Annotated in this window: 24 protein-coding genes and 2 pseudogenes; 14 read left to right on the top strand and 12 right to left on the bottom strand. The window is 63.9% G+C overall.

Annotated elements, in window-relative coordinates:
- Positions 1–307, top strand: a pseudogene (locus tag ABFP37_RS20625) (hypothetical protein); the annotation flags it as partial.
- 97 nt (positions 308–404) lie between these two features.
- Complete coding sequence (locus ABFP37_RS20620) at positions 405–914, top strand: hypothetical protein (protein ID WP_347034780.1); 510 nt, start codon at positions 405–407, stop codon at positions 912–914.
- Here the strand turns inward: ABFP37_RS20620 and ABFP37_RS20615 are convergent.
- The 7 genes and pseudogenes from ABFP37_RS20615 to ABFP37_RS20585 form a co-directional block, all read right to left on the bottom strand.
- Positions 887–1,525, bottom strand: a complete 639-nt coding sequence (locus tag ABFP37_RS20615; protein ID WP_347034779.1) for a GntR family transcriptional regulator — start codon at positions 1,523–1,525, stop codon at positions 887–889. The two genes, ABFP37_RS20620 and ABFP37_RS20615, sit on opposite strands and share 28 nt — an antisense overlap.
- A 63-nt stretch (positions 1,526–1,588) precedes the next feature.
- Complete coding sequence (locus tag ABFP37_RS20610) at positions 1,589–2,218, bottom strand: 4-carboxy-4-hydroxy-2-oxoadipate aldolase/oxaloacetate decarboxylase (protein WP_347034778.1); 630 nt, start codon at positions 2,216–2,218, stop codon at positions 1,589–1,591.
- A pseudogene (locus ABFP37_RS20605) lies at positions 2,215–3,366 on the bottom strand (MFS transporter); the annotation flags it as partial. The gene ABFP37_RS20610 and the pseudogene ABFP37_RS20605, both read right to left, overlap by 4 nt.
- A gap of 15 nt (positions 3,367–3,381) precedes the next feature.
- A complete protein-coding gene (locus tag ABFP37_RS20600; RefSeq protein WP_347034777.1) occupies positions 3,382–3,588 on the bottom strand; it encodes a hypothetical protein in 207 nt (68 codons plus the stop codon).
- Entirely contained in the window at positions 3,585–4,484 is a 900-nt protein-coding gene (locus tag ABFP37_RS20595) for an NAD(P)-binding domain-containing protein (RefSeq protein WP_347034776.1), read from the bottom strand. Before ABFP37_RS20595 ends, ABFP37_RS20600 begins: the two co-directional genes overlap by 4 nt.
- 155 nt (positions 4,485–4,639) lie before the next feature.
- Complete coding sequence (locus ABFP37_RS20590; protein ID WP_347034775.1) at positions 4,640–4,894, bottom strand: hypothetical protein; 255 nt, start codon at positions 4,892–4,894, stop codon at positions 4,640–4,642.
- Positions 4,895–5,348: 454 nt separating this feature from the next.
- Positions 5,349–6,260: a LysR substrate-binding domain-containing protein gene (locus ABFP37_RS20585; RefSeq protein WP_347034774.1), complete on the bottom strand. Its 912-nt coding sequence runs from the start codon at positions 6,258–6,260 to the stop codon at positions 5,349–5,351.
- A gap of 79 nt (positions 6,261–6,339) precedes the next feature.
- On the opposite strand from ABFP37_RS20585, the gene ABFP37_RS20580 reads away from it, so the two are divergent.
- From ABFP37_RS20580 to ABFP37_RS20555, 6 genes are all read left to right on the top strand, one after another.
- The gene (locus tag ABFP37_RS20580; RefSeq protein WP_347034773.1) at positions 6,340–7,008 is read left to right on the top strand and encodes a 4-carboxy-4-hydroxy-2-oxoadipate aldolase/oxaloacetate decarboxylase; all 669 of its coding nucleotides are present in this window, start codon (positions 6,340–6,342) and stop codon (positions 7,006–7,008) included.
- Positions 7,008–7,670 carry an RraA family protein gene (locus ABFP37_RS20575; RefSeq protein WP_347034772.1) on the top strand — a complete coding sequence of 221 codons (663 nt, stop codon included), beginning with the start codon at positions 7,008–7,010 and terminating at the stop codon, positions 7,668–7,670. Before ABFP37_RS20580 ends, ABFP37_RS20575 begins: the two co-directional genes overlap by 1 nt.
- The gene (locus ABFP37_RS20570; protein WP_347034771.1) at positions 7,667–8,284 is read left to right on the top strand and encodes an RraA family protein; all 618 of its coding nucleotides are present in this window, start codon (positions 7,667–7,669) and stop codon (positions 8,282–8,284) included. Before ABFP37_RS20575 ends, ABFP37_RS20570 begins: the two co-directional genes overlap by 4 nt.
- Before the next feature lie 64 nt (positions 8,285–8,348).
- The gene (locus ABFP37_RS20565; protein ID WP_347034770.1) at positions 8,349–9,521 is read left to right on the top strand and encodes a pyridoxal phosphate-dependent aminotransferase; all 1,173 of its coding nucleotides are present in this window, start codon (positions 8,349–8,351) and stop codon (positions 9,519–9,521) included.
- A gap of 72 nt (positions 9,522–9,593) precedes the next feature.
- Positions 9,594–9,740, top strand: coding sequence for a hypothetical protein (locus tag ABFP37_RS20560; RefSeq protein WP_347034769.1), 147 nt, complete (start codon positions 9,594–9,596; stop codon positions 9,738–9,740).
- An 88-nt stretch (positions 9,741–9,828) separates the two neighbouring features.
- Positions 9,829–10,644: an alpha/beta fold hydrolase gene (locus ABFP37_RS20555; protein ID WP_347034784.1), complete on the top strand. Its 816-nt coding sequence runs from the start codon at positions 9,829–9,831 to the stop codon at positions 10,642–10,644.
- 142 nt (positions 10,645–10,786) lie between these two features.
- On the opposite strand, the gene ABFP37_RS20550 is transcribed toward ABFP37_RS20555, so the two are convergent.
- Positions 10,787–11,674, bottom strand: a complete 888-nt coding sequence (locus ABFP37_RS20550; protein WP_347034768.1) for a LysR family transcriptional regulator — start codon at positions 11,672–11,674, stop codon at positions 10,787–10,789.
- 68 nt (positions 11,675–11,742) lie between these two features.
- Here ABFP37_RS20550 and ABFP37_RS20545 point away from each other — a divergent pair, with 68 nt between their 5' ends.
- From ABFP37_RS20545 to ABFP37_RS20520, 6 genes are all read left to right on the top strand, one after another.
- Positions 11,743–12,717 (top strand): EamA family transporter, encoded by a 975-nt coding sequence (locus ABFP37_RS20545; protein WP_347034767.1) that lies wholly within the window; start codon positions 11,743–11,745, stop codon positions 12,715–12,717.
- Between the two features lie 15 nt (positions 12,718–12,732).
- Positions 12,733–12,957 (top strand): hypothetical protein, encoded by a 225-nt coding sequence (locus tag ABFP37_RS20540; RefSeq protein ID WP_347034766.1) that lies wholly within the window; start codon positions 12,733–12,735, stop codon positions 12,955–12,957.
- Positions 12,958–13,078: 121 nt separating this feature from the next.
- Positions 13,079–13,267 carry a hypothetical protein gene (locus tag ABFP37_RS20535; protein WP_347034765.1) on the top strand — a complete coding sequence of 63 codons (189 nt, stop codon included), beginning with the start codon at positions 13,079–13,081 and terminating at the stop codon, positions 13,265–13,267.
- Positions 13,268–13,442: 175 nt separating this feature from the next.
- Entirely contained in the window at positions 13,443–14,609 is a 1,167-nt protein-coding gene (gene galT, locus ABFP37_RS20530) for a galactose-1-phosphate uridylyltransferase (RefSeq protein WP_347034764.1), read from the top strand.
- A complete protein-coding gene (locus ABFP37_RS20525; protein ID WP_347034763.1) occupies positions 14,606–15,046 on the top strand; it encodes a galactokinase family protein in 441 nt (146 codons plus the stop codon). The genes galT and ABFP37_RS20525 overlap by 4 nt, the downstream gene beginning before the upstream one ends.
- Entirely contained in the window at positions 14,944–15,777 is an 834-nt protein-coding gene (locus tag ABFP37_RS20520; RefSeq protein ID WP_347034783.1) for a hypothetical protein, read from the top strand. Before ABFP37_RS20525 ends, ABFP37_RS20520 begins: the two co-directional genes overlap by 103 nt.
- A 750-nt stretch (positions 15,778–16,527) precedes the next feature.
- Here the strand turns inward: ABFP37_RS20520 and ABFP37_RS20515 are convergent.
- Genes ABFP37_RS20515 through ABFP37_RS20500 form a run of 4 tightly spaced genes read right to left on the bottom strand, consistent with a single transcriptional unit; the run spans position 16,528 to position 20,673 of the window.
- Positions 16,528–17,574 carry a Gfo/Idh/MocA family oxidoreductase gene (locus tag ABFP37_RS20515; protein ID WP_347034762.1) on the bottom strand — a complete coding sequence of 349 codons (1,047 nt, stop codon included), beginning with the start codon at positions 17,572–17,574 and terminating at the stop codon, positions 16,528–16,530.
- A gap of 9 nt (positions 17,575–17,583) precedes the next feature.
- Complete coding sequence (locus ABFP37_RS20510; protein WP_347034761.1) at positions 17,584–18,384, bottom strand: carbohydrate ABC transporter permease; 801 nt, start codon at positions 18,382–18,384, stop codon at positions 17,584–17,586.
- A gap of 44 nt (positions 18,385–18,428) precedes the next feature.
- A complete protein-coding gene (locus tag ABFP37_RS20505) occupies positions 18,429–19,442 on the bottom strand; it encodes a sugar ABC transporter permease (RefSeq protein WP_347034760.1) in 1,014 nt (337 codons plus the stop codon).
- Between the two features lie 7 nt (positions 19,443–19,449).
- Positions 19,450–20,673: an ABC transporter substrate-binding protein gene (locus ABFP37_RS20500; protein ID WP_347034759.1), complete on the bottom strand. Its 1,224-nt coding sequence runs from the start codon at positions 20,671–20,673 to the stop codon at positions 19,450–19,452.
- Between the last annotated feature and the right edge of the window lie 669 nt (positions 20,674–21,342).

Here is a 21,342-nt window from a genome sequence, read left to right as displayed (position 1 = left end):
GGCCATCGTCAAGGCAGAAATGTTCCCCACCCGCGTCCGTGCCCTGGGAGTCGGCCTCCCCCACGCCCTGGTCGCGGCAACCTTCGGCGGCACGGCGGAGCCCATTGCCCTGGCACTGAAGCAGGGCGGGATGGAGTCCACCTTCTTCTGGTACGTCACGGGGTGCATCGCACTCACTCTCGTCGCCGCCATCATGATCAAGGACCCGTCCAAGAACTCAACCCTCGAAGCGGACCTGCAGCCCACAGAGGCCGAAAAGGCCCAGGGCGCGGCAGTCCTCGTCACCTCGGGCCCAGGCGCCTCCTAGCCCCGCGCACGCAAGCAACCCAAAACATAGAAGACGAACGACGGCGGGACGCTCCCGCCGTCGTTCGTTTTTGCTGCGTGCAGATCGAGCATGATGCGTGCAGGAAAATCTGCAGAAACTCTTGACGCCGGAAGTCGCATCGTCGGACACCGTCGTGGCGTCAAGCCCGATTCAGGAATCTCGACGTTTGACGATCTCGTCGCCAAAAGCAAAAGCAGGGACAACGACGGCGGCGTTCACCGGCGCTGCCTTTGGCGACGACGACCTGATCCTCAAGCAGATCCAGAACGACACCGGCTTCAAGTTCAACCAGGTGCCGTTCGACAGCGGTTCGGACAAAATGCTTGTATTCCAGCGCGGATTCGTAGACGGTGCGCGGATAGACTCCGTCGGAGGCGAGCCAGAGAGCGGGCGAGTCGTGCATGGCATCTTTCACGGCTCCGGTTCTGGTGGTTTGGCCGTGCCGGCGGATTTCGATGAGTGCGCCGATGGGGCGGTTCCAGCTGAGGTATTTTCGTGCGGTCACGCGCTGTCCTTGACGGGTGCAGGTGGAGTGGGCCCGGCCTCTACCTTGCGGTGTCAGCGCCTGCGGGTGAGGGCGGCGTAGGAGGTGCGGAGGTGGCCTTCCATCAGGGCGCGTGCCCGGTTGTCATCGCGTTGGGTAATGGCGTCGACGATCAGCCGGTGGTCCTGGAGGCTGCGTTTGAGTTCGTCGGGGGCGTAGTACTGGAAAGATCCGGACATCAGCGGAGCAAGAGCGAGGTCCTTGGCGATGTTGAACAGTCTGGGTGAGGCTGCTGATTCGAGGATGAGTAGGTGGAGTTCGTGATTGAGTTCGGCGATTTCGGCCCGGTATCCGTCCGCCTGGTTTCGGGCGAGTGTGTCCATGCGGTCACACAGCCGGTTCAGTTCCTCAAGCTGGGAATCTGACCGGCTGTGCGCCGCAAGGCCGGCGGCGTGGGATTCGAGAAGTGCCCGGATAGACATCACTTCTGCCGCGTCGGCGGTGGTCCACTCTGCCACGAAGACGCCGCGGCGGGGTGAGACAACGACGAGTCCTTCGTCGGCGAGTTCACGCAGGACGGTCCGGATGGGAGTGCGGCTGACGGCGTATTCCTCGCAGAGGGCCCGCTCGGTGAGGTGGCTGCCGGGAGGAAGCTTGCCGGTGGTGATCTTGGCGCGCAGATCCTCCAAGACGTCCTGACGTTGCCTGTCCATCACCCTCCCGAAACCTGTCATGATCTCAGCGGACCATGATGTTAACTGCCCACCAGCCTAGTCTCACGGGCGGGTCAGTCCGAGCAGGTCCAGCGTGGTGGCGCCGGCGCGGATCCGTGCGCGCATGTCTTCCTCTTTGAGCTCACGGTGCTCCGAGGCAGCCAATGCGGTGTCCACGTCGCTTGCATTGACGCGCACGAGCCCGTCGGCGTCGCCGACGAGGATGTCTCCGGGTTCGATCAGTACGCCGCCGACCGTGACGGGGACGTTAACCCTGCCCTTTTGCACTTTCGTGGTTTTGCGGATGCAGACCCCCCGGGTGAAGACCGGGAAGCCGGAGGCGATGATTTCCTGGCTGTCCCGCACGGCGCCGTCGATGACCAGCCCCGCGAGCCCGCGTTCCTGGGCGGCCAGGGTCAGGACGTCTCCCCAGGGGCCTGCCTGGGTGTAGCCCTTGGCGTCGACGACGAGGATGTCCCCTTCGCCGGCTTCGAGCAGTGCGACGTGGATGAACCAGTTGTCGCCGGGTTCGAGGTCCACGGTCACGACGCGGCCGGCAATGCGTGACTTCGGGTCGAGTCGCTTGATGGCCGGGTCGAGGGCGTCGCGCTGGCCGTTGGCCTCGTACACGGTGGCCGCTCCGAGTTCAGCCAGGCGGCTGAGTCGCTGGTCGGTGGTTTCTGTGACGGTCATTTCGAGTTCTCTCCTGCGGTGACGAGTTCTGCCTCGGCGTCGGCTTTTTCTTCGGCGAAGCGGGCGGTGGCTTCTGCCTGGCGGACGAATTTCAGGCCGACGACCATGGCGGCGGCGATGAGGCAGGTGATGCTGACCATCGCCAGGCCCCAGTTGTTGTTGCCGGTGGAGTCCTTCAGGGCGCCGAAGGCGAACGGGCCCACGAAGCCGCCCAGGTTGGCCAGCGAATTGATGGCGGCCAGCCCGACGGCTGCCGATTGTCCGGTAAGGAACAGGGAGGGCAGGGACCAGAACGGCCCGTAGGTGGCGTAGACGGCGACGGTGATCACGGTCAGCAGGACGATGGAGAGCAGCAGGTTGTTGACAGCGAATGGCATCAGCGCAAGCCCGATGCCGGCGGCGATCAGCGGGATGCCGACGTGCCAGCGCCGTTCGCGCTTCTTGTCGGAGTGGCGGGCCCAGAAGACCATGAAGATCGCGGCGATGCCGTACGGGACGGCGTTGATGTATCCGACGGCGGTGTTGCTGAGCTGGGTGGATGCTGCGGCGATGATCTGGGGGGTGAAGAAGGCCAGGACGTAGATCGCTACGGACTTGCTGTAGTAGATCAGGGACAGTGCCAGGACGCGGCCGCCTGCGAGGCTGCGCCAGAACGAGACTTTGCCGTGGCGCTCGACCTTGGCAGCCTGCTCGGCTTGCAGGGTGGTTTCCAGCCAAGTCTTTTCCTCCGCGGTCAGCCACTTGGCCTTGGATGGGGAATCTACGAGGACGAAGAGCGTCACGACGGCCAGGATCAGGGCCGGCGCGCCTTCGAGAATGAAGACCCAGCGCCAGCTGTCCATACCCAGCCATTGGACGTTGTCCAGGATGAGCACGGACAAGGGGGCGGCGATGACGGTCGCCAGTGGCAGGGCGATCATGAAGAGGGCGACGACCCGGGCGCGTTCACGTTCCGGGAACCAGAAGGACAGGTAAAGGATCACGCAGGGAAAGAAGCCCGCCTCGGCGACGCCGAGAAGTGTTCTGGCGATGGCCAACTGGGTGAAGTCCTGAACGAAGCCGCTGAAGATGGCGACGATGCCCCAGGTGACGAGGATGCGAGCGATCCAGCGGCGGGCACCGACTTTGCGCATGAGGATGTTGCTGGGTACTTCAAAGAGGAACTAGCCAATGGAGAAGAGTCCCGCGGCGAGACCGAACTGGGCGGTGGTGATGCCGAGGTCGGCGTTCATCTCTTTGGCGACAAATCCGACGTTGGCCCGGTCGATGAACGCGATGATGTACAACAGCACGAGCAGGGGCAGGATGCGGAATTTGATCTTCCGGACTGTTGCGTCCCCGACGCGGGGACGGTTTGCGACGGCGCTCATGCCGGTACCTCTTCAGCGGTCGGAGCGGCAGCTGTTCCGAGTGCCAGCGTGTCCAGCCAATCTAAGGATCCCTCAAAAGTTGAAGCAGTTGGTCCGCCGTTGCGGCCGACGTTTTCCGCCGTGGCGGCGAACTTGCCTGCAACCTGTCCTGTCAGCTCCGCCGGGAGTCCGACTTGGTCCAGCTGGGATGCTGCTTCAAGTACTTCCGCATGACGGCGGACGGCGTGGGCAGGATGGGTGGCAACCATGCTCTTGAGCAGATCCGTAAACGGGGCCTGGTCAACATCGCCAAGCACGGTGTAGAGCTGGCCCAGCACACCGTATGCGCGTGCTGCCGGGAGGGCTTCGATGGCCAGGGCTTCCAGGCCCTTCATGATCACCGAGCGCAGCAGCTTCACGGTGACGGCATCACCCGGCACGCTGCCGGGAAGAACGCGGACCGGAGCACCTGCAGCGCGGAGCAGTTCTTCCACGGCGCTGTTGGGTTCGCCCGCGAACAGCAGTGGTGTCCGTACCCCGTTGAGGGCGACGGCTCCGGTGATCGCGATGTCAATGTAGCCGATGCCTGCAGCATCGGCCCGGGCAGCGGATTCCCGCTTGGCCTGGGCTCCAGCCGTCGTCATATCTACGATTGTCGCACCGGGACTCAGGTGCCGCACCAGCGGATCGGTCACGAGAAGCAGGACCGAGCCTGGAACGCAGACCAGGACGAGATCCTGATCCGCGATCCATTCCGAAACCGCAGGACGGATGGCCGTCCCGGAAGTTTCGGACCAACTCTTCGCCGCAGCGGGGGGCTGAGGATCAGAGAGCGAAATGTTGTGAGTGCCGGAGGCGGTTAGCGCCTGCGCCCAGCAAAGGCCAACCTGGCCAGAACCAATAATTGTGATTTTCAAGACAGACTCCTTCGTCGCAGTGTCTGTGATTCAGAATACAACTTAAGTACCATTTTGCAATATCGAGCATGATTTATGGTGCCCTAGAGCCGCAATGGTACTGAATTGGTTCTCCCAGGCAGGGGCAAAAAACTAGCGCGCCACCGGCCGGATCCTCAGGGACAAAGGCTGTCGACGAAGCCGCACGAGGGTTCGTCCAGGAAGGTGAACCGGGCGATGTTCGGGGGCTGTCCTGGCGTGTCGTGCACGTCCTTGGTGCAGAACGAATGGACAGCGTTGTGGCGACGAACAACGCCGTTCTCGGGAACGTGCTTCGCCGGATGGCTCCGGATTAGCTGCTGCCTGCAGGGGTTCCAAACTGCGTAATAGCCACCATCATCTGGTACGAAGATGACGTCTTCGTCGGACAAACTGACACCTCCCGCACACCTCGGGCCGTGGCGAAATCGGAACCTGTCCGAACCGGTGCATTCAGGCGGGAACGTAACCGTCCATTGCGCCGTCAGACGCCAGGTTTCACAGACAGAACAGCCCAACGGGCCGGGTGGGGACCATTCTTGCTCCTACAGTGGCTGTCAACGGAACACAGCCAGGTAGACCGCATCGAAGCCGTGACGTAGGGACCTATCGTGATAGTTCGACACTTGCTTGATCACGGCGCCAAGGCCACCGCATCGTCGGAAGACCCGTGCCTGGCTCCAGACCGGCTGGGACCACGATTGGGCAGCAGTCCTGCGCGGACAGATGAATGCCGAACTCGCGCCCCGGTACCGAGCCTTTGTTCAGCAGGGGCCGATCGAGGCCGCCGCCCCGGGCGGAGGACATCGGAATTCCGGCCGTACTTAAAGCTGGTGGCATCCACTCCTAGACCGGGGCGTCGGTCCCGGCGCCGCCCCCTTCAGGGGCGGAGCAGGCGATGAAGTGTTCGACGAGAGGTTCGTGGTCTCCCGAGCGGACCACGACGGAGAGCTCCACCAGGTCGACGCGCCTGCGCAGCTCCCGCCAGACGAGGTCCTGGGGCTGCTGTCTGACGGAGGACTCGGGTGCGAGTGTTACTCCCAGTCCGCATTTGACCATGGCCAGTTGGGAGTTGATGGAGTTGGCGTAGTGCTGGGCCTCGGGGCTGAAACCTGCCTGCCGGCAGGCTGCCACGAGTTCGTCATGGTAGTCCGGGGAAACGGGCCTTCGCAGCCACACCCATGGCTCGTCCCGGAACTCGGCGAGGCTGACCGGCCCTTCACCGCCCGCCAATCTGTGGCCTTCGGGCATGGCGACCACAAAATGATCCCGCCGTAGCGGCACCGACTTCAGGCGCCTGCCCGTCACGGACTGCCGAATAATGGCAACGTCCAATTCCCTGCGCTCGAGCGCGTCGCGTCCCTGGTGGGAGTCGATCTCCTGAACCTGCAGTTCCACGAGCGGCCGGGAGGCACGGAACCGCTGCAGGATCTGCGGCAACGTTTCGCTGAACGCCGACGTTACCGCACCGATGCGCAGGGTGCCGGCCAGGCCTCCATTGGCCAGCGCCGCCACTTCATGGGCGCGCTCGGATGCCCCCACCAGCAGCCTGCACTGCTCCAGAAACAAGTTCCCGGCCTCAGTCAGGAGCACGCTCCGGCTTGACCTGGTCAGGAGCGTGGTCCCCAGTTGGCGTTCCAGCTGGAGAATGGCCTGGCTCAGCGGCGGCTGCGACATTCTGAGCCGGCCGGCCGCGCGGCTGAAATTCAATTCCTCGGCCACGGCAATGAAGTACCGGGCTTGCCTTACTTCAACCAACGGATCCAGTCGCCCTTCGTCTACCAGCTATACAGAACTAGACCTTCACTCTATCAAGCTCGTCCGGTCTACTTGAAGCATGACCGATTCAAATACTTCCCTGCTTGCCGGTTACGCGGAGCTCGATTCCGCCGCCGTCTCGGACGCCCTGGACGCCTTGGACCTTCCGTCAGGGCAGGCCGGTTTCCTGCCGGTCTGGGGCCATCCGAAAATTGTCGGCTTTGCCGTCACGGTCCAGCTCGAGCGATACGTCCCCGGGCCCTCCGGCGCACATATCGGCTCCGCGGCCGTCGCTGCGGCCGCGGACGAGAACGTCATCGTGGTGAACAACGAAGGCCGCACCGACGTCTCCTGCTGGGGCGGACTCCTGAGCCTGGGCGCCGCACTCAACGGCGTCCGGGGTGTCGTGGCCGACGGCGCCTGCCGCGACGTCAATGAAGCCCGCGAAATGGGCTTCCCCGTCTTCTCCAAGGGCCGGATCCCGGCAACTGCACGGGGCCGGCTGCAGCAGCGCTCCACCGGCGAACCGGTCCGCCTCGGCGACGTCACCGTCACCCCGGGGGATGTGGTGTTCGCTGACGAGACCGGCGTCGTCGTCGTGCCCCGAGCCCATGCCGAAGAAGTCCTGGAAAAGGCCCAGGCCGTGGCAGAGCGGGAACGCGGCATGGCCGCGGATCTGCGTGCCGGCGTCGCCCTCCATGAAGCCATGCGCGATGCGCGCCTGGCCGGAACCACTGAGGAACACTGATGAACACCACCGCTTCCGCCATCTCCGCACGCCTGAAGGCGATCCCTACGGCGTCCATTTCCGACGCCATGGATTCGCTCGGCATCCACGGCACCCTGCACGGGCTGGCGCCGCTGACCTACGACTTCCGCATCGGCGGACCTGCTTTCACGGTGCAGTACGAACCGGCCGGTTCCGAACGCGGCAGCGTCGGCGACTTCCTCGATGACGTCCCGCCCGGCGCCGTCGTGCTCATCGACAACCATGCCCGCACCGACGTCACCGTCTGGGGCGGCATCATGACCGAGATCGCCGCCGCCCGCGGCATCGGCGGAACCGTCATCAACGGCGTCTGCCGCGACCTCAACGCCGCCCTCCGGCAACATTACCCATTGTTCAGCCGCGGCCCGTTCATGCGGACCGGCAAGGACCGCGTCCGGCTCGTCGCCGTCAACGCCCCGGTGACCATCAACGACGTCGACATCTCCCCCCTGGACATCATCTGCGGCGACGCCGACGGCGCCCTCGCCGTTCCCGCGGCACGCGCCGAGGAAATCGCAGAGATCGCCGAACGCATCGAAGACATCGAAGCCCGCATCATCGAAGCCGTCAACGCCGGGTCCACCCTGGTCCAGGCCCGCGCCGACCTCGGCTACCACGACCTCCAGTGGAGGAAAGCATGAGCACCGCAGCAGGAGACCACACCGCAGCCACGCTGTACGAAGCCGCCAAGCTGCCCTGCGCCTGCGATCCAGGCCTGCGCCCGGCGTGGCCCGGAGCCAAAGTCGCCGGGCCGGCGTTCACCGTCCGCGGGATCGGAGGGGACAACCTCGCCCTCCACAACGCCGTCCTCGCCGCACCGGCCGGCAGCGTACTGGTGGTGGACCTGCAGGGAGCGGCCTACGGCCATTGGGGTGAAGTGCTCGCCGTCGCCGCTCAGTACCGCGGCATCGCCGGGCTCGTCGTCGACGGCGGTGTCCGCGACTCCGAAGAGATGGCCGCCATGGACTTCCCCGTCTTCGCCCGGCACGTCACCGTCGTCGGCACCGTCAAGGACTACCCCGGGGACCTGCGCTCCCCCGTCCGGGTCGGCGGCGTCGTGGTCCACACCGGCGACATCGTGATCGGCGACGCCGATGGCGTCGTCGTCCTGCCCCAGGACTCCGCGGCGGCCATCGTCAGCCGCGCCGACCAGCGCGTGGCCGACGAGCAGCGGATCATCGCCGAGATCAGGGCCGGCAAAACCACCCTGGAACTGTACAACCTCCGGCCCGAGGGCACCGTCACTCCCCGCTAAACCATCACTGGCGCCGGGGGGCCTTCACACCGAACAGTCCCCCAACCCACTGCCGAAAGAAATCATGGAAACTGCAGCAACGCCACGCCCGCGCACCACCGGTTCCGCCGCGGTGGAGCGGATCATCAGCAGCAGCCGCCGGCCCAAGACCCTCGGCGCCGGCAAGGCCGGAGCCATCTCCCTTGCCATGGGCGAGCCTGACTCCGGCACCCCGGCAGCCATCGTCGAAGCAGCCATTACCGCCCTGGCCCACGGCAGGACCCGCTACGCGCCGACGGCCGGCTCCCCCGAACTCCAGCACGCCATCGCGAAGCACACCTCGGCCAAGTACGGCCGGCCCACCATGCCGGAGGAGATCGTGCTGACCCACGGCGGAAGCGCTGGACTTGCAGCAACAATGCTCGCCCTGGTCAGCCCCGGCGACAAGATCCTGATCCCGGAGCCGACCTACTCCCTGTACGCCGACCACGCAGCCATGATCGGGGCCGAAGTCATTTGGGTGCCCAACCTCGCCGACGGTTCCCTGGCCTTGGACACCCTCCAGCAACAGGCAGCCGACGCCCGGATGATCCTCCTCTGCAACCCCGGAAACCCCACCGGCCGGGTCTACCCCGACACTGACCTGCACCGGCTCGAGCAACTCCTCCAGGACAACCCCGGACTGCTGCTCCTGGCCGACGAAGCCTACGGGGACATCACCTTCGACGGCGTTGCCTTCACCTCGGCGTTGACGCTCGCCGGCGCGCGGGACCAGGTGATCTGCTGCAGCACGTTCTCCAAGACCTATGCCATGACCGGCTGGCGGCTGGGCCACGTGGTCGCCCCCGCGGAACTGGCCAGCAGGATCAACACCATCCACCGAACCATCAACGGCCCCCTGAGCACGTTCATCCAGGACGCGGCTCGGACGGCCCTGGAAATTTCCCGCTCCGATCTCCGAGCGGCCGCACTGTCGTATCAGAAGCGGCGGGATATCGTGGTCAATTTCCTGTCGGGGCTGCCCGGCGTCGACATGCTTCCGCCGCAGGGCGCGTTCTACGCCTTCCCCAGGATCACCTCGCCCCTCAGCTCGGACGAGATGACGGCGCGTTTTGCCGAAGCCGGCGTCCTGGTCCGGTCCGGCAGCGAGTTCGGGCCCTCCGGCGAGGGCCACATCAGGATCTCCTTCGCCACCGACGTCGACAGCCTCACAGGAGGGCTCGCCCGCTTCGCAGCAACAGTAAAGGAACTGGTATGAAGCGTAGGACACTCTGTTCAGGGCCGTCGCCCACCAAGAGGCGGCCCGAAGCATCAGACAGGAATCGTGGAAATGGTCATGCCTGGCTCCTCCGCTCCCTGGCTGGACGCAGACCCAATGCACGAGCGGCGGTATATCCCCAAGTCCGACGGCTTCCAGGCCTCGATCAGCCCCCGCGACCTTCAGCCGCTGATCCGCAAAGCCCCAGCACTGGGATAACAGCCCTGCCGCGAAGACACGTCCTACCAAAACTCCATCCTCGAAGGAAAAATTCTTGACCACAACGAGCTCACTGACCAAGCACTGGATGCCGCTGAGCATCGACGGGACCGAGGTGCGGCTGTCCTGCATCGGCCGCCAAGGCACCGGGCTCCCAATCGTGCTCCTGCACGGCTTCGGCTCCACAAAGGAGGACTACGCCGACGTCGCAGTGCATCCTGCCTTCGCCGGCCGGCCCGTCTTCGCCTACGATGCTCCCGGCTGCGGAGAGTCAGAATGCGCCGACCTGGACAGGATCTCCATCCCCTTCCTGGTCAAAACCGCCCTGGCAGCACTCGCCGAGCAGGGTATCGAACGGTTCGACCTGGTGGGGCATTCCATGGGCGGACTGACGTCGCTGATGCTCGCACACCAGGAAACGGGACGCGTGGCGAGTTTCACCGACATCGAGGGAAACGTCGCACCTGAGGACTGCTTCCTCAGCCGCCAGATCTTCCTTCACCCGCACGAGGACCCGGACCAGTTCCTGGAGGACTTCATCGCCCGGAACTGGGCGGCGCCCTACTATTCCAGCCCGCTGTACGCCAGCAGTGTCCGCTACAAAGTCCGGGCCCGCGCCGTCCGCGGAATCTTTGAATCCATGGTGGAACTCTCCGACCACGCAGACCTGATGGACAAATTCCTGGCCCTGCCCTTCCCCCGGATGTTCATGTACGGGGAGCAGAACAACACCCTGAGTTACCTCCCCCGCTTGGCCTCTAACGGCGTCGAGCTGGCGGAGATCCCGCACAGCGGGCACTTCCCCATGTACTCCAACGCCCCGGAAATGTGGCGACGTATCGCCACCTTCCAGGCCCGGGCCAACGGATCCGCAGCAGCCGCTACGGAGACCTCCAGCGGCTGACCCACCCCGGCACAAAGACGTACCGGCCAATCCCACGGAGAAAACTTAATGAAAGCACCCCAACGCGACCGGACGATGCTGCCGCCCTCGGATGAGAGCAAAGTCCCTGCCATAGAGTTTTTTGCCCTTGGTCCAAGCTGAATCATTTCGGACTCCGCCCCGTTTGAGCCGGATCGTCAGGATGAAAGGCCTCCTGGGCCTGGCGGGCAAAGTCTGCGATGAGGGCTGAGGGATCGTCGCGTCGGAAGGCGAGGAACACGGAGATAGGCGGGGCATCGCGGACGGGCCGGTACGCGATGCCGGGTCGTGGATTCTGTGCAGCGGTGGCCTCTGACGACATGCCGATGGCTTGTCCTGTGGAGATGAGCATGAGCCATTCGTCGACCCCCTGCACCAGCCGGACAGATGTCGGCCTGGCGGTTTCGGGCCAGAGTTCTTGGGTGGTGGTTCCGGTGCGGTGGTCGACGGCGAGTGTGTGGCCGGCGAAGTCGGCCATGCGCAGGAAGCGCCTCCGGGCCAGAGGATCCGCTGTTGCCATGGCCGCGTAGCGTGCTTCCGTTCCGATCGGCATGGAAGCGAAGCGGTGGTCACTGAGCGGGCGTCTGACAACAGCGACGTCGGCGGATCCGTCCGCCAGCCCGCCCGCGGCGGCGTTTGTCTGGACCCAGACGAGGCGGACGTCGGGGTGGGTCTCTTCCCATTTGCGTTGCAGGGCCGCCGTTCGGCCGCCGAGCGCGGACCATGCGTAACTCACCCTGAGTTCACTGCTGTGGCCACGGGCTTCCCGTTCCAGGAGCGCGACCTCGTCCAGGACCCGCCGCGCGTGCTCGATGATCCGCTCGCCTGCTGCCGTGGGGGTGATGTTGCGGGTGGTTCTTTGCAGAATCCGTAGACCCAGTGTCCGTTCCAGCGTTGCGACGGACCGGGACACGGCGGCCTGGGACGTTCCGAGAGCGATGGCGGCGTCGGTGAAGGTCTGGGCGTCGATCACGGCCACCAGTGCCCGGAGGTACCGCAGTTCAATATTCATACGCTCATCGTATAGAACGCTCATTGAACACATTTTTTCGCCGAAGGTTTTGCTCGGAAACTTAGCCTATGGAAGCCAATTCAGCGCAGGGTGCAGACCGGGCCGGCGTCTCCGGCGTCGACCGGAACGGGGCGTCGGTTCTTCGTGGCGTGCTGACCATGACGGGAAGCGGGGTCAGCAATCAGATCGGCGCCGGGATCGGCGCGCACGCCTTTCCGTTGATCGGGCCGGCGGGCGTTGTGGCCGTACGGCAGCTTGTGGCTGCTGCGGTGCTCCTTCCGGTTGCCCGGCCTCCGCTTCATCGGTTTACCCGGCGGCAGTGGTGGCCCGTGCTTTTGCTGGGGGCGGCCACGGCGCTGATGAATATCTGCCTTTACCTGGCAATTGAAAGGATCGGGCTCGGCCTTGCTGTCACCCTGGAATTCCTCGGTCCTCTGGCGGTTGCACTGCTGTCATCGAGGAGCAGGTGGGATCTGGTGTGTGGGCTCACCGCTGGGTTGGGAGTATTCATTCTCGTCATGCCCGGGCCGAGCAGCGACTTAGCCGGCGTTGGCATCGCCATGGCCGCCGCCGCGTGCTGGGCGGCATACATCCTCCTGAACAGGGTTGCCGGGCAGCGGCTGCCCGGCCTGCAGGCCCCCGCCGCGGGGTCGCTGGTTTCACTGGTTTTCTACCTGCCCGTGGCGGCCTTCCTCTTTGCTCACGGTGTATTTACCGGTCAGGCGGTTCTATACGCCGTCACTGCCGGTGTTCTTTGCTCCGTTGTGCCCTACGCCGCCGATCTCCTCGCGCTTCGGCGCGTACCGGCCGGCTTCTTCGGCGTCTTTATGAGCATCAACCCCATCCTCGCCGCGCTCTCCGGAATCTTGGTACTGGGCCAGGTTCTCGTCCTCCACGAGTGGCTTGGCGTTGGCCTGATCGTGGCCACAAATGCCGTAGCCATCTGGCTGGCAGGACGCAGGGCAAAGACTGTTCAAAGGACGCGCGAAAGCGGTGACGGTGCGCAGCAGCGGGAGGGACTTGTGCGTGGGACATCAAAGTGACTAACAGGTGAGGCTGTGCGGGGCGAGTTACTCAAGGGCGACCTATACCGCGTTTCCGTGTTCGAGTTGGTCGTGGGTTCCGTCACCGCAGGCGCCCTCGGCGGGACCCTAATCCCTGAAAAAGTCGTCGGCCCGGACTCCGCACCGTCGGCGTTTTTCCTCGTCCTAGCCCTCGAGGCCTACCGCATCCGCAGGAGCATCCCCCTAACGGTTGTTGCCCCCGGCTGCGCACTGGCGTAAGTCGCCCTTCACGTTCCCCCCGGCCCCTTAGGAAGCAGAGAAACTTTTCCACGGAACTTCCGTAGATCATGTCAACACCACAACTCCAAGGCACGAATAGGTACAGGCCTACGACTACCTGTTGATGACCGAACCGCTCAGCGCCGAACAGCTGGAAAGCATCGGCGGGTCCAAACCGGCACTACGGCCGCACCGTCAAGCCGGACATTTCTTCGCGACGTTCCCGCAGGGTGTAACGACTCATGAGCACGCGCACGCTCCGCTCACGTTCAACCTCCGCGATGATGGCGGAATGGCGGGCTGCGGCTAGCATCGTGCGGCCTTCGTAGCGTGCTGGCAGGGCGCGGGAAACAGGAGGGCGGCGAGGGGCCGGGTTCCTCCAATTAGTGCTAGTCGTCCTCAAGCGCACCAAAAGTAACAAAAAATTGTTCTAATCGAAATTGGTTTCTATCTAACTTTAACGTCCAAATGTGAACATGACACGCATGTTCACGACCCTCCTGACTGACAGCCGGGAGATCCTCTACTTTGACGATGCCGGCACGGCGGAACGGGCCCCCGAGTCCCTGACGGATCACCGCGAACTGCCCGTCCGCCCCGACCCGGGCCAGCTGCGCTTCGACGCGCTCAGCCGGGAATGGGTCGCCGTCGCCGCCCACCGGCAGTCCCGTACGCACCTGCCGCCGGCGGACCAGTGCCCGATCTGCCCGACGTCGCCGGCCAACCTGACCGAGATTCCGGCTCCGGACTACGACGTCGCGGTCTTTGAAAACCGCTTCCCCTCGCTTGGGCCGGCCACGAGCGAGCTCCCGACGGCACTTGCCTGGGGAACCTCGGCCCCGGCCGTGGGCCGCTGCGAGGTGGTGGCGTTCACCCCGGAGCACGCCGGGTCCTTCGCCGACCTGGGCTGGCGCCGCACACGGACCGTGATTGACGCCTGGGCCCACCGGACCGAGGCCCTCGGCGCCCTGCCGGGCATCCGGCAGGTCTTCCCGTTCGAGAACCGGGGCGCCGAGATCGGCGTCACCCTGCACCACCCGCACGGGCAGATCTACGCCTACCCCTACGTGACGCCTCGCGCCGAAGTCCTGGCCGCCGCGGCGGGCGCATACTTTGATGCCTCGGACGGCACGGCGACGCTCGCCGCGTCCGTGCTGCAGGCCGAGCGCAGTGACCGCAGCCGCATGGTCCTGGAGGGCGAACACTTCAGCGCCTATGTGCCGTTTGCCGCGCGCTGGCCGCTGGAAGTCCACCTCGTCCCGCACCGTCAGGTTCCGGATCTGGCCGCGCTGAGCGGGGCCGAACGCGATGAGCTGGCGCACCTCTACCCGGATCTCCTGCGGCGCTTCGACGCCCTGTACCCGACGCCGATCCCCTACATTGCGGCCTGGCACCAGGCCCCTCTGGAGGCGGACATGCGCCGGGCCGGCCAACTGCATCTGCAGCTGACCTCCCCCCGGCGCGCCGCCGACAAGCTCAAGTACCTGGCGGGCTCCGAAGCGGCGATGGGGGCCTACATCAACGACACCACCCCCGAATCGGTCGCCGCCCGGCTGCGCGAAGTAGCCAGTGAGGTGGCCAGTGACGTCGCCGGCAAGCCGGCCGGCACCGCAACCCGCGCCACCCTGACCCCGGAAGGCGCCCCTGTATGAACACGACCACTCGCGCCGACGCCCATCCGGACAGCCTGATCAGCCGCTTCGAGGCCACCTTCGGGGCCGCCCCGGACGGCGTCTGGGCCGCCCCCGGGCGGGTGAATCTGATCGGTGAACACACCGACTACAACGAGGGCTTCGTGCTGCCCTTTGCCATCAACAAGCGGGCGGCGACGGCGGTCCGGCTTCGGGACGACTCCACAGTCCGACTGCTGTCCACCTCCGGCGACGACGGCATTCTGGAGGCCAACGCCGCGGCCCTGGCGCCCGGCAGCGCGCCCGGCTGGGCCAAGTACCCCCTGGGCGTCGTATTGGCTTTGCAACAGCGTGCATCGAGGTCCCCGGCTTCGATCTGCTGCTCGACTCCGACGTCCCGCTGGGCGCGGGGCTGTCCTCCTCGCATGCGATTGAATGCGCCGTCGTCACGGCCCTGAGCGAGCTCGCCGGTGCAGGGCTGTCGGCCCAGGAAATGGTCCTTCTGACCCAGCACGCCGAAAACGCCTTCGTCGGCGCGCCGACCGGCATCATGGACCAGTCGGCGTCACTGCGCGGCGCCAGCGGCCACGCCGTCTTCCTCGACTGCCGGGACCAATCCGTTCAACTCGTGCCGTTCGACGCGCAGGAGGCCGGATTGGTCCTGCTCGTCATCGACACGAAAGTCTCGCATTCCCACGCCGACGGCGGTTACGCCTCCCGCCGCGCCTCCTGCGAGCTCGGTGCCGAGGTGCTGGGCGTGCGAGCCTTGCGGGATGTCGCCGTCGCCGACCTTCAGAACGCCAGCGATGTGCTCGATCCGACTACCTTCCGGCGGGTCCGCCACATCGTCACCGAAAACGACCGCGTTCTTCAGGCGGTGGACACCCTCCGCGCCCAGGGGCCGGCCCATATCGGTGACCTTCTCGATGCCAGCCACGCCTCAATGCGCGACGATTTCGAGATTTCCTGCCCCGAGCTCGACCTCGCCGTGGACACGGCCCGGACCCACGGCGCCATCGGTGCCCGCATGACCGGCGGCGGGTTCGGCGGCTCGGCGATCGCCCTGACTCCCGTGGGGCATGAGCAGGACGTCCGCGACGCCGTCGTCAGCATCTTCGCCGAGGCGGGATTCACTCGGCCGGAAGTCTTCACCGTCGCCCCCTCGGCCGGCGCCGCCCGCATCTCCTGATGTGTGGAAGTGTCGGCCGCACAGCCACGACAATCCAGTGCAACACTAGAATCACCTTTTGAGAATTATGGTCACCAGGGGCGCCGGGCATATCGGATCGCACTGCGTTCCTTCCCGGAAGGAAAGCCGGGCCCCAGATGGTGATGATCGACAACCTGGTCAACGCGATCCAGGAACAGAAGAGACGGGCGGCGGCGCCCGGATCGCGCCCCAGCCCGGCTTGTCCGTCCGGTTACACGTCAAATCGTGGAACTCGATGACGATAATCCCTTTGGCAAAACCATCGACGTCGTGCTCCAGTTTGGCTGGCTCTCGGCAACCATTCAGAGCGGTGTCCCCCAACGCCAGGGGTGTTCACACCGGGATGAAACTGGCCGATGGCTATGACAAGAACTGGACAAAGTCATAGGTCGGCTCAATAGCGATTGGCCGGTGCGCCCTTCGGTCACTGCAGTTAAGCAACAACCCGCCTTGCGCGCCGTCCAGGAGCTCCACTTCGACACTTATCTCGTATCGCCGGACGCCCACGATGCACGTCAGCGGTGAGCTGGTCGATGGGCTGCTTCCCCGCGTTGACCCGAAGGAGGATAACGTCACGTAATAATCGTCGCTGTCTCGGAGAACGGCCGGATCAGGATGGCCTCCCGCAAACACAGGATCGACGTAGGACTTGCCGCCGAGATCCGACCGACGCTGGCCTTCTGCCGTCCTGCCGGCCTGTGGATACTCGTGGGCCTGCTGCTGCGGTACTCATAGGGTGGCCTTTCCATTTGCCGTGATTTGTCGACGGATCTCGTCCAACGTGTCAAAGACGCGAGCGGTCCCTTCCATGGTGTGGAGGGAATGCTCCGCGTCCCCGTTCAAGATCGCGGCGGTAACCGCCCGGAGCATTGGCACATACCCGTTACCCTCTCGCGTGGTCTCATAAGTCTCAGTTGTTTCGCCCTTTTCGACGCTGAAACGGTGGACTGTGAGGCGTGACGCGAACCAGAAACCCGTGTCGATCGTGATCCACCCCCCGGTTCCCGAGAGCGATGCGGACTGGTCCAGGAACTCGACCATCGAGCTGGCACCTTGGGCGAAGCGTCCTCCGGGGTAGTTGAGGGTGTAGTTCTGGCTCAGGTCCACCGCGTCCTCCCGCATGACCCCGGCTGCGGTGATGCTCGACGGCTCACCGAGGAACATGTGGCTGAGCGTCACGGGGTAGATGCCCTGGTCCAGCAGTGCGCTGCCACCGGGCTTCCAGCGGCTTGAGTCGTCTTGGGGGAACGGGGCGCCGAAGGAGGATCTGACGCTGCGGATCTCGCCGATGACTCCGGCGTCGATGATCTCGCGTAGACAGGCGTAGAGAGGGTTGAACTTCATCCACATCGCCTCCATCAGGAAGGCTCCGGATCCCGCGGCGATGGCGGTGAGTTCCCGCACCTCCGCGGCATTCATGCCGATCGGTTTCTCGCAGAGGACATGACGGCCGCGCTCAAGCGCCACCCGTGCGAGCTCGAAGTGCGTCACATGGGGCGTCCCGATGTACACGGCGTCAATGTCGGCGTCGAGCATGCTGTTGTAGTCGTCGAAGCGGGTGGGGATGCCGAACGCGTCCGCGAAGTCGTGCGCCGACGACGCGTGGCGGCTGGACACGGCGACGACGTCCGCATTGTCTACCAGGGAGAAGTCCGCCGTGATCTGTTGGGAAATTCCTCCCGTTCCGGCGATGCCCCATCGCAGCTTTTTGTGGGACGACCACGGCGTTGTTTCTGGCGACACCGTCGGCGTGCACTGGGATTTGTCTTTTTCCATCAGTGCAAGTCAGCTCTTGATGCCGCCGGCGTAGCCCTGCATCAGCTTCTTCTGGGCAAAGATGTAGAAAGCCAAAACGGGCGCCATGGCGATCAGGACAACCGCGAAGCTCAGATTCCACTGCGACACCAAGCTCCCCACGTAGTTATAGACAACAACGGGAAGAGTCATAAAAGGCGACCCATTCAGGAAGATCACCGCTGTGAAGAAGTCGTTCCACACGAGCAGGCCCGAAAGGATGGCGACGGTCCCCGTCGCCGGCCCCATAAGAGGGAAAATGACGCGCGAGAAGATCTGAAAGCGAGAAGCCCCATCTATGGTGGCAGCCTCCTCATAATCCCGTGGCAGACGACGGAAGAACCCTGAGTAAAGGAAGACAGCAAACGGCATGGTCATGGCTGTGTAGATGATGACCATTCCCCATGGGTTACCGACCAAACCCAAGCTGCGGGCACCGATGTACAAAGGAAGCACCCCCAGTTGAGTCGGCAGGACAATGGCGATCAAGAAGATCCGAAAAACCCGGTTGGAGAGATTCCGCGTGCTCCGTGCGATCACGTAAGCCGCAGTCGACGAGAGGGCGATAAGCACAAGAACCGTGGAGATCGTAATCAGCAGGCTGCTGAATAGGCCCTGGTAGACATTGCCAGACTGGCTTCCGGCAGGCGAAAGCAGTTGGATGAAGTTGTCCAGCGTCGGGGTCGGAGGCGGCGCAAAGGCGGACGTCGTCAGCACCTGCTCCGTTGTCTTTAGCGAGGTGCTGATCAGTATCCAGAACGGAAGCAGGATGATGATACTGGCAATGACCACTAGGATTTCCCTGCCAAGTGTCCACTTCGTGTAGCGATGCATTTCTAGTCTCCAATGTTGGCGCGATCGCGCACAATGAACTGCTGGATGAGTGCGAGGATCAGGATGAAGATTGTGAGGATAAGCGCAGCGGCTGCCCCCAACCCGAACGCGCCATACAGAAACGTCTGCGTGTAGATCTGTGTCGCCAGCGTCTGGGTAGCGTCCCCTGGGCCGCCGCCGGTGAGTGTGAGGACCTGGTCGAAGACTGAAAGTCCCTGGATGAGTGTCAGCACAGTCGCTATGGCGACCGAGGGCTGAATCGTGGGCAGTGTGATGCTCCGGAATATCTGCCAGATTCCGGCCCCGTCGAGGGACGCTGCCTCTTCCAGCTCCACGGGGACCGTAGCGAGGCCCGCGAGGTAGATGACCATGACGAATCCGATGCTCTGCCAAACCATGACGGCCAATATGCACCAAAGTGCCAGCGCCGGATTTGCGAGCCAGTCCTGTTTGAATTGCCCGAGCCCACCAGCTTCAAGCGCCTGGTTGAGCGGGCCGTCGTAGGCAAAGATGAACTTCCAGATGAAGGAAACAGCCACCGAGCTGAGCACCACTGGCATAAAGATCAGGGCACGCAGCAGGTAGCGCGTCTTGAGCGTCCGGTTCAGCGCCAGAGCGAAAAGGAGGCCTAGGAGGTTCGTAAATACCACGAAACCTCCAGCCAGAAGCAGAGTGTTACGCACGGAACCCAGCAGGGCGGGGTCCTCAAAAACCTGGATGAAGTTGTCCAAGCCGACAAAGTTGAAGTCACCGAGCCCGGTCCAGTCGGTGAAGGCGAAGAATGCACCAAACGCTGTCGACATGTAGGTGACGACGAGTGTGAGGGCTACGGCAGGCAGCGCCCACCACCAACGGCCGAAGCCGACGCCGGAGGACCGCCTCGGTGGTTCCGGTAGTTGTTGTTCTATTTCTGTCCCCGGCGGGACGGTGCGTCCATTGGTAATTGTCACTGTCGCAGTTCCTTGCTTGTTGCTGGAGGGATAGGGATAGGTGCCGGCCGGAGTGAGGGCCGGCACCAGTCCGTTATTTGCCCCAGGCAGAGTCCATTTCTTTCAGAACATCCGCCGCTGACTTCTGTCCCGTGATCATTGCCGTCACGCCTTTGCCGAGGCTGTCGTAAACCTTGGCAGAGGGCCATTCAGACTGTCCGAGCGGGCGCACCTTGTCTGCCTTGTACAGTCCGCTGATCGGTTCGTAGCTCGCCGGCAAAGCATAATCCCCGAGATTGACCGGAAGAGTGCCCTGGCCCTTTGCGACCATCTCGGCCCCTACCTTGTCGGTGAAGTACTTCAGGAACTTCTTCACCAGAGTGGGACTCTTTGTCTTTGCGTTTCCCGCGAGTGCGAGCTCAGCGGTGCTGCCCAAGTACTTTTCCGATACGCCCGGCGCCGGCATGGGAACCACGACAGGGTCTACGGCACCCTTGGAGCCATCGGCAATACTCTTGGCGGCACCTCCGGGAGCGAAGAAGCCTAGGGCCTTGCCCTGGCCCATTGAGCTGATGAGAGTGTCGAAACCTGCGCCGGCCGCGCCGTCCTGGAAGCATCCGGCGTCGAACATCTGCTTCACGCCGTCAAGAGCCTCTTGCCAGCCCTTTTCACCTGCAAAAGTAGTTTTGCCGGCAGCACGGTCAGCATTCCAGTCCGGGTTCGGGCCGTAAACCGTGGAACTAGCCAACGTCATGGTCATGATGCCCGGGTTGCCAGGCACGGTACCCGCGAGCGCTGTCAGGGAGACGCCCTTGTCGCGGGCAACTTTGCACTGAATAAGGAAATCGTCAAAGGAGGAGTCAGCGTTCAGCGTCACTCCGAGTTCCTTGGCCTTGGCTTCATTGAAGATGAGGCCCGTAGGCATCGACGAGAGCGGCACCGCGTAGACCTTGTCGTCATATTTGAAGAGTTTTTCGATGCTGGCCGGCAGCTTTTCGCTGAATTCGGGGTCATTGAGTTCCAAGAGAAGGCCTGCTTTGGCGAAACCAGCCATCGCGGCAACCTGGCCTTGCCCGGAACGGATATTCATGACATCGGCGGCGTTTCCACCCTGCAGCTGGGTGGTTACGGTTTGGGGTTCAGTCTCAGCCGGCAGCTTGACCAGCTCAATCTTGGTGCCGGGGTTGGCTTTCTCAAACGCCGCTGCCGTGTCCTGAAGGAACGTGTCGGTGGGGTTGGTAGTCGAAAACGAGAACTTGATCGTCTGCGGCTCACTTCCAGCCGGCGCGGTCGAAGGCGAACCACCGCATCCGGTCAAAGCTACCGAACTTACTACTGCAGTGGCCGCAGCTGTGAACCATCCCCTGCGGGAACTGGAAAAATATGACACTGGTTACCTTTCAGACATCTTTGTCGAGGGGCGACTTCTCGGAAACGCTAAGCCCTCGTGGCTTCGGCGATCGGCATCAACAGCCTTCGCCTCTTGGATTCCAGTAGACCGAAGTTCGTTCGTTCCGTCCACGCGACTTTGCTTATGGCGTCCATCCACGGAACTGATGGTGCTTCGGATAGGCCGACAAGGGCCAAGACCAATTCTGATTATGACTCCCATCAGTCTTCCGGATAACCTGCGGGGTCCCGCAACAACGCCGGACACGTATGCTTGATGACATTCAGGGTGGGTTGGGTTCGCGTGGCATAGAGGTCACGCGAGCAATCCCCTCGGTGTCAACGGGTACCGGGCAAGCAAACGAAAACGCACCACTGTTTCGTCCCGCCTGTGCGCCGTTCGGCGGGACCTCAAGTTCCTGTTGGAGATCCACGGATCGGCGCAGCGCTGGGCTTCTTCATGGGTCAGCGCGACAGTCCGGTCCCGGCGGCTGGTGACGGAAGACGTACTGGAACTGACGCTGGAGACGGATGGCCCGGGACCGCTGGACTGGGAGCCAGAAGCGCATTTGGACCTAGAACTCCCGGGTGGTTCTTT

Origin of the sequence: Burkholderia sp. RS01 (genome assembly GCF_039748055.1) — a bacterium.
Taxonomy (GTDB): domain Bacteria; phylum Actinomycetota; class Actinomycetes; order Actinomycetales; family Micrococcaceae; genus Arthrobacter.
Note: the sequence above shows the minus strand (reverse complement) of the source record. Positions and strands in the feature narration are given on the sequence as shown.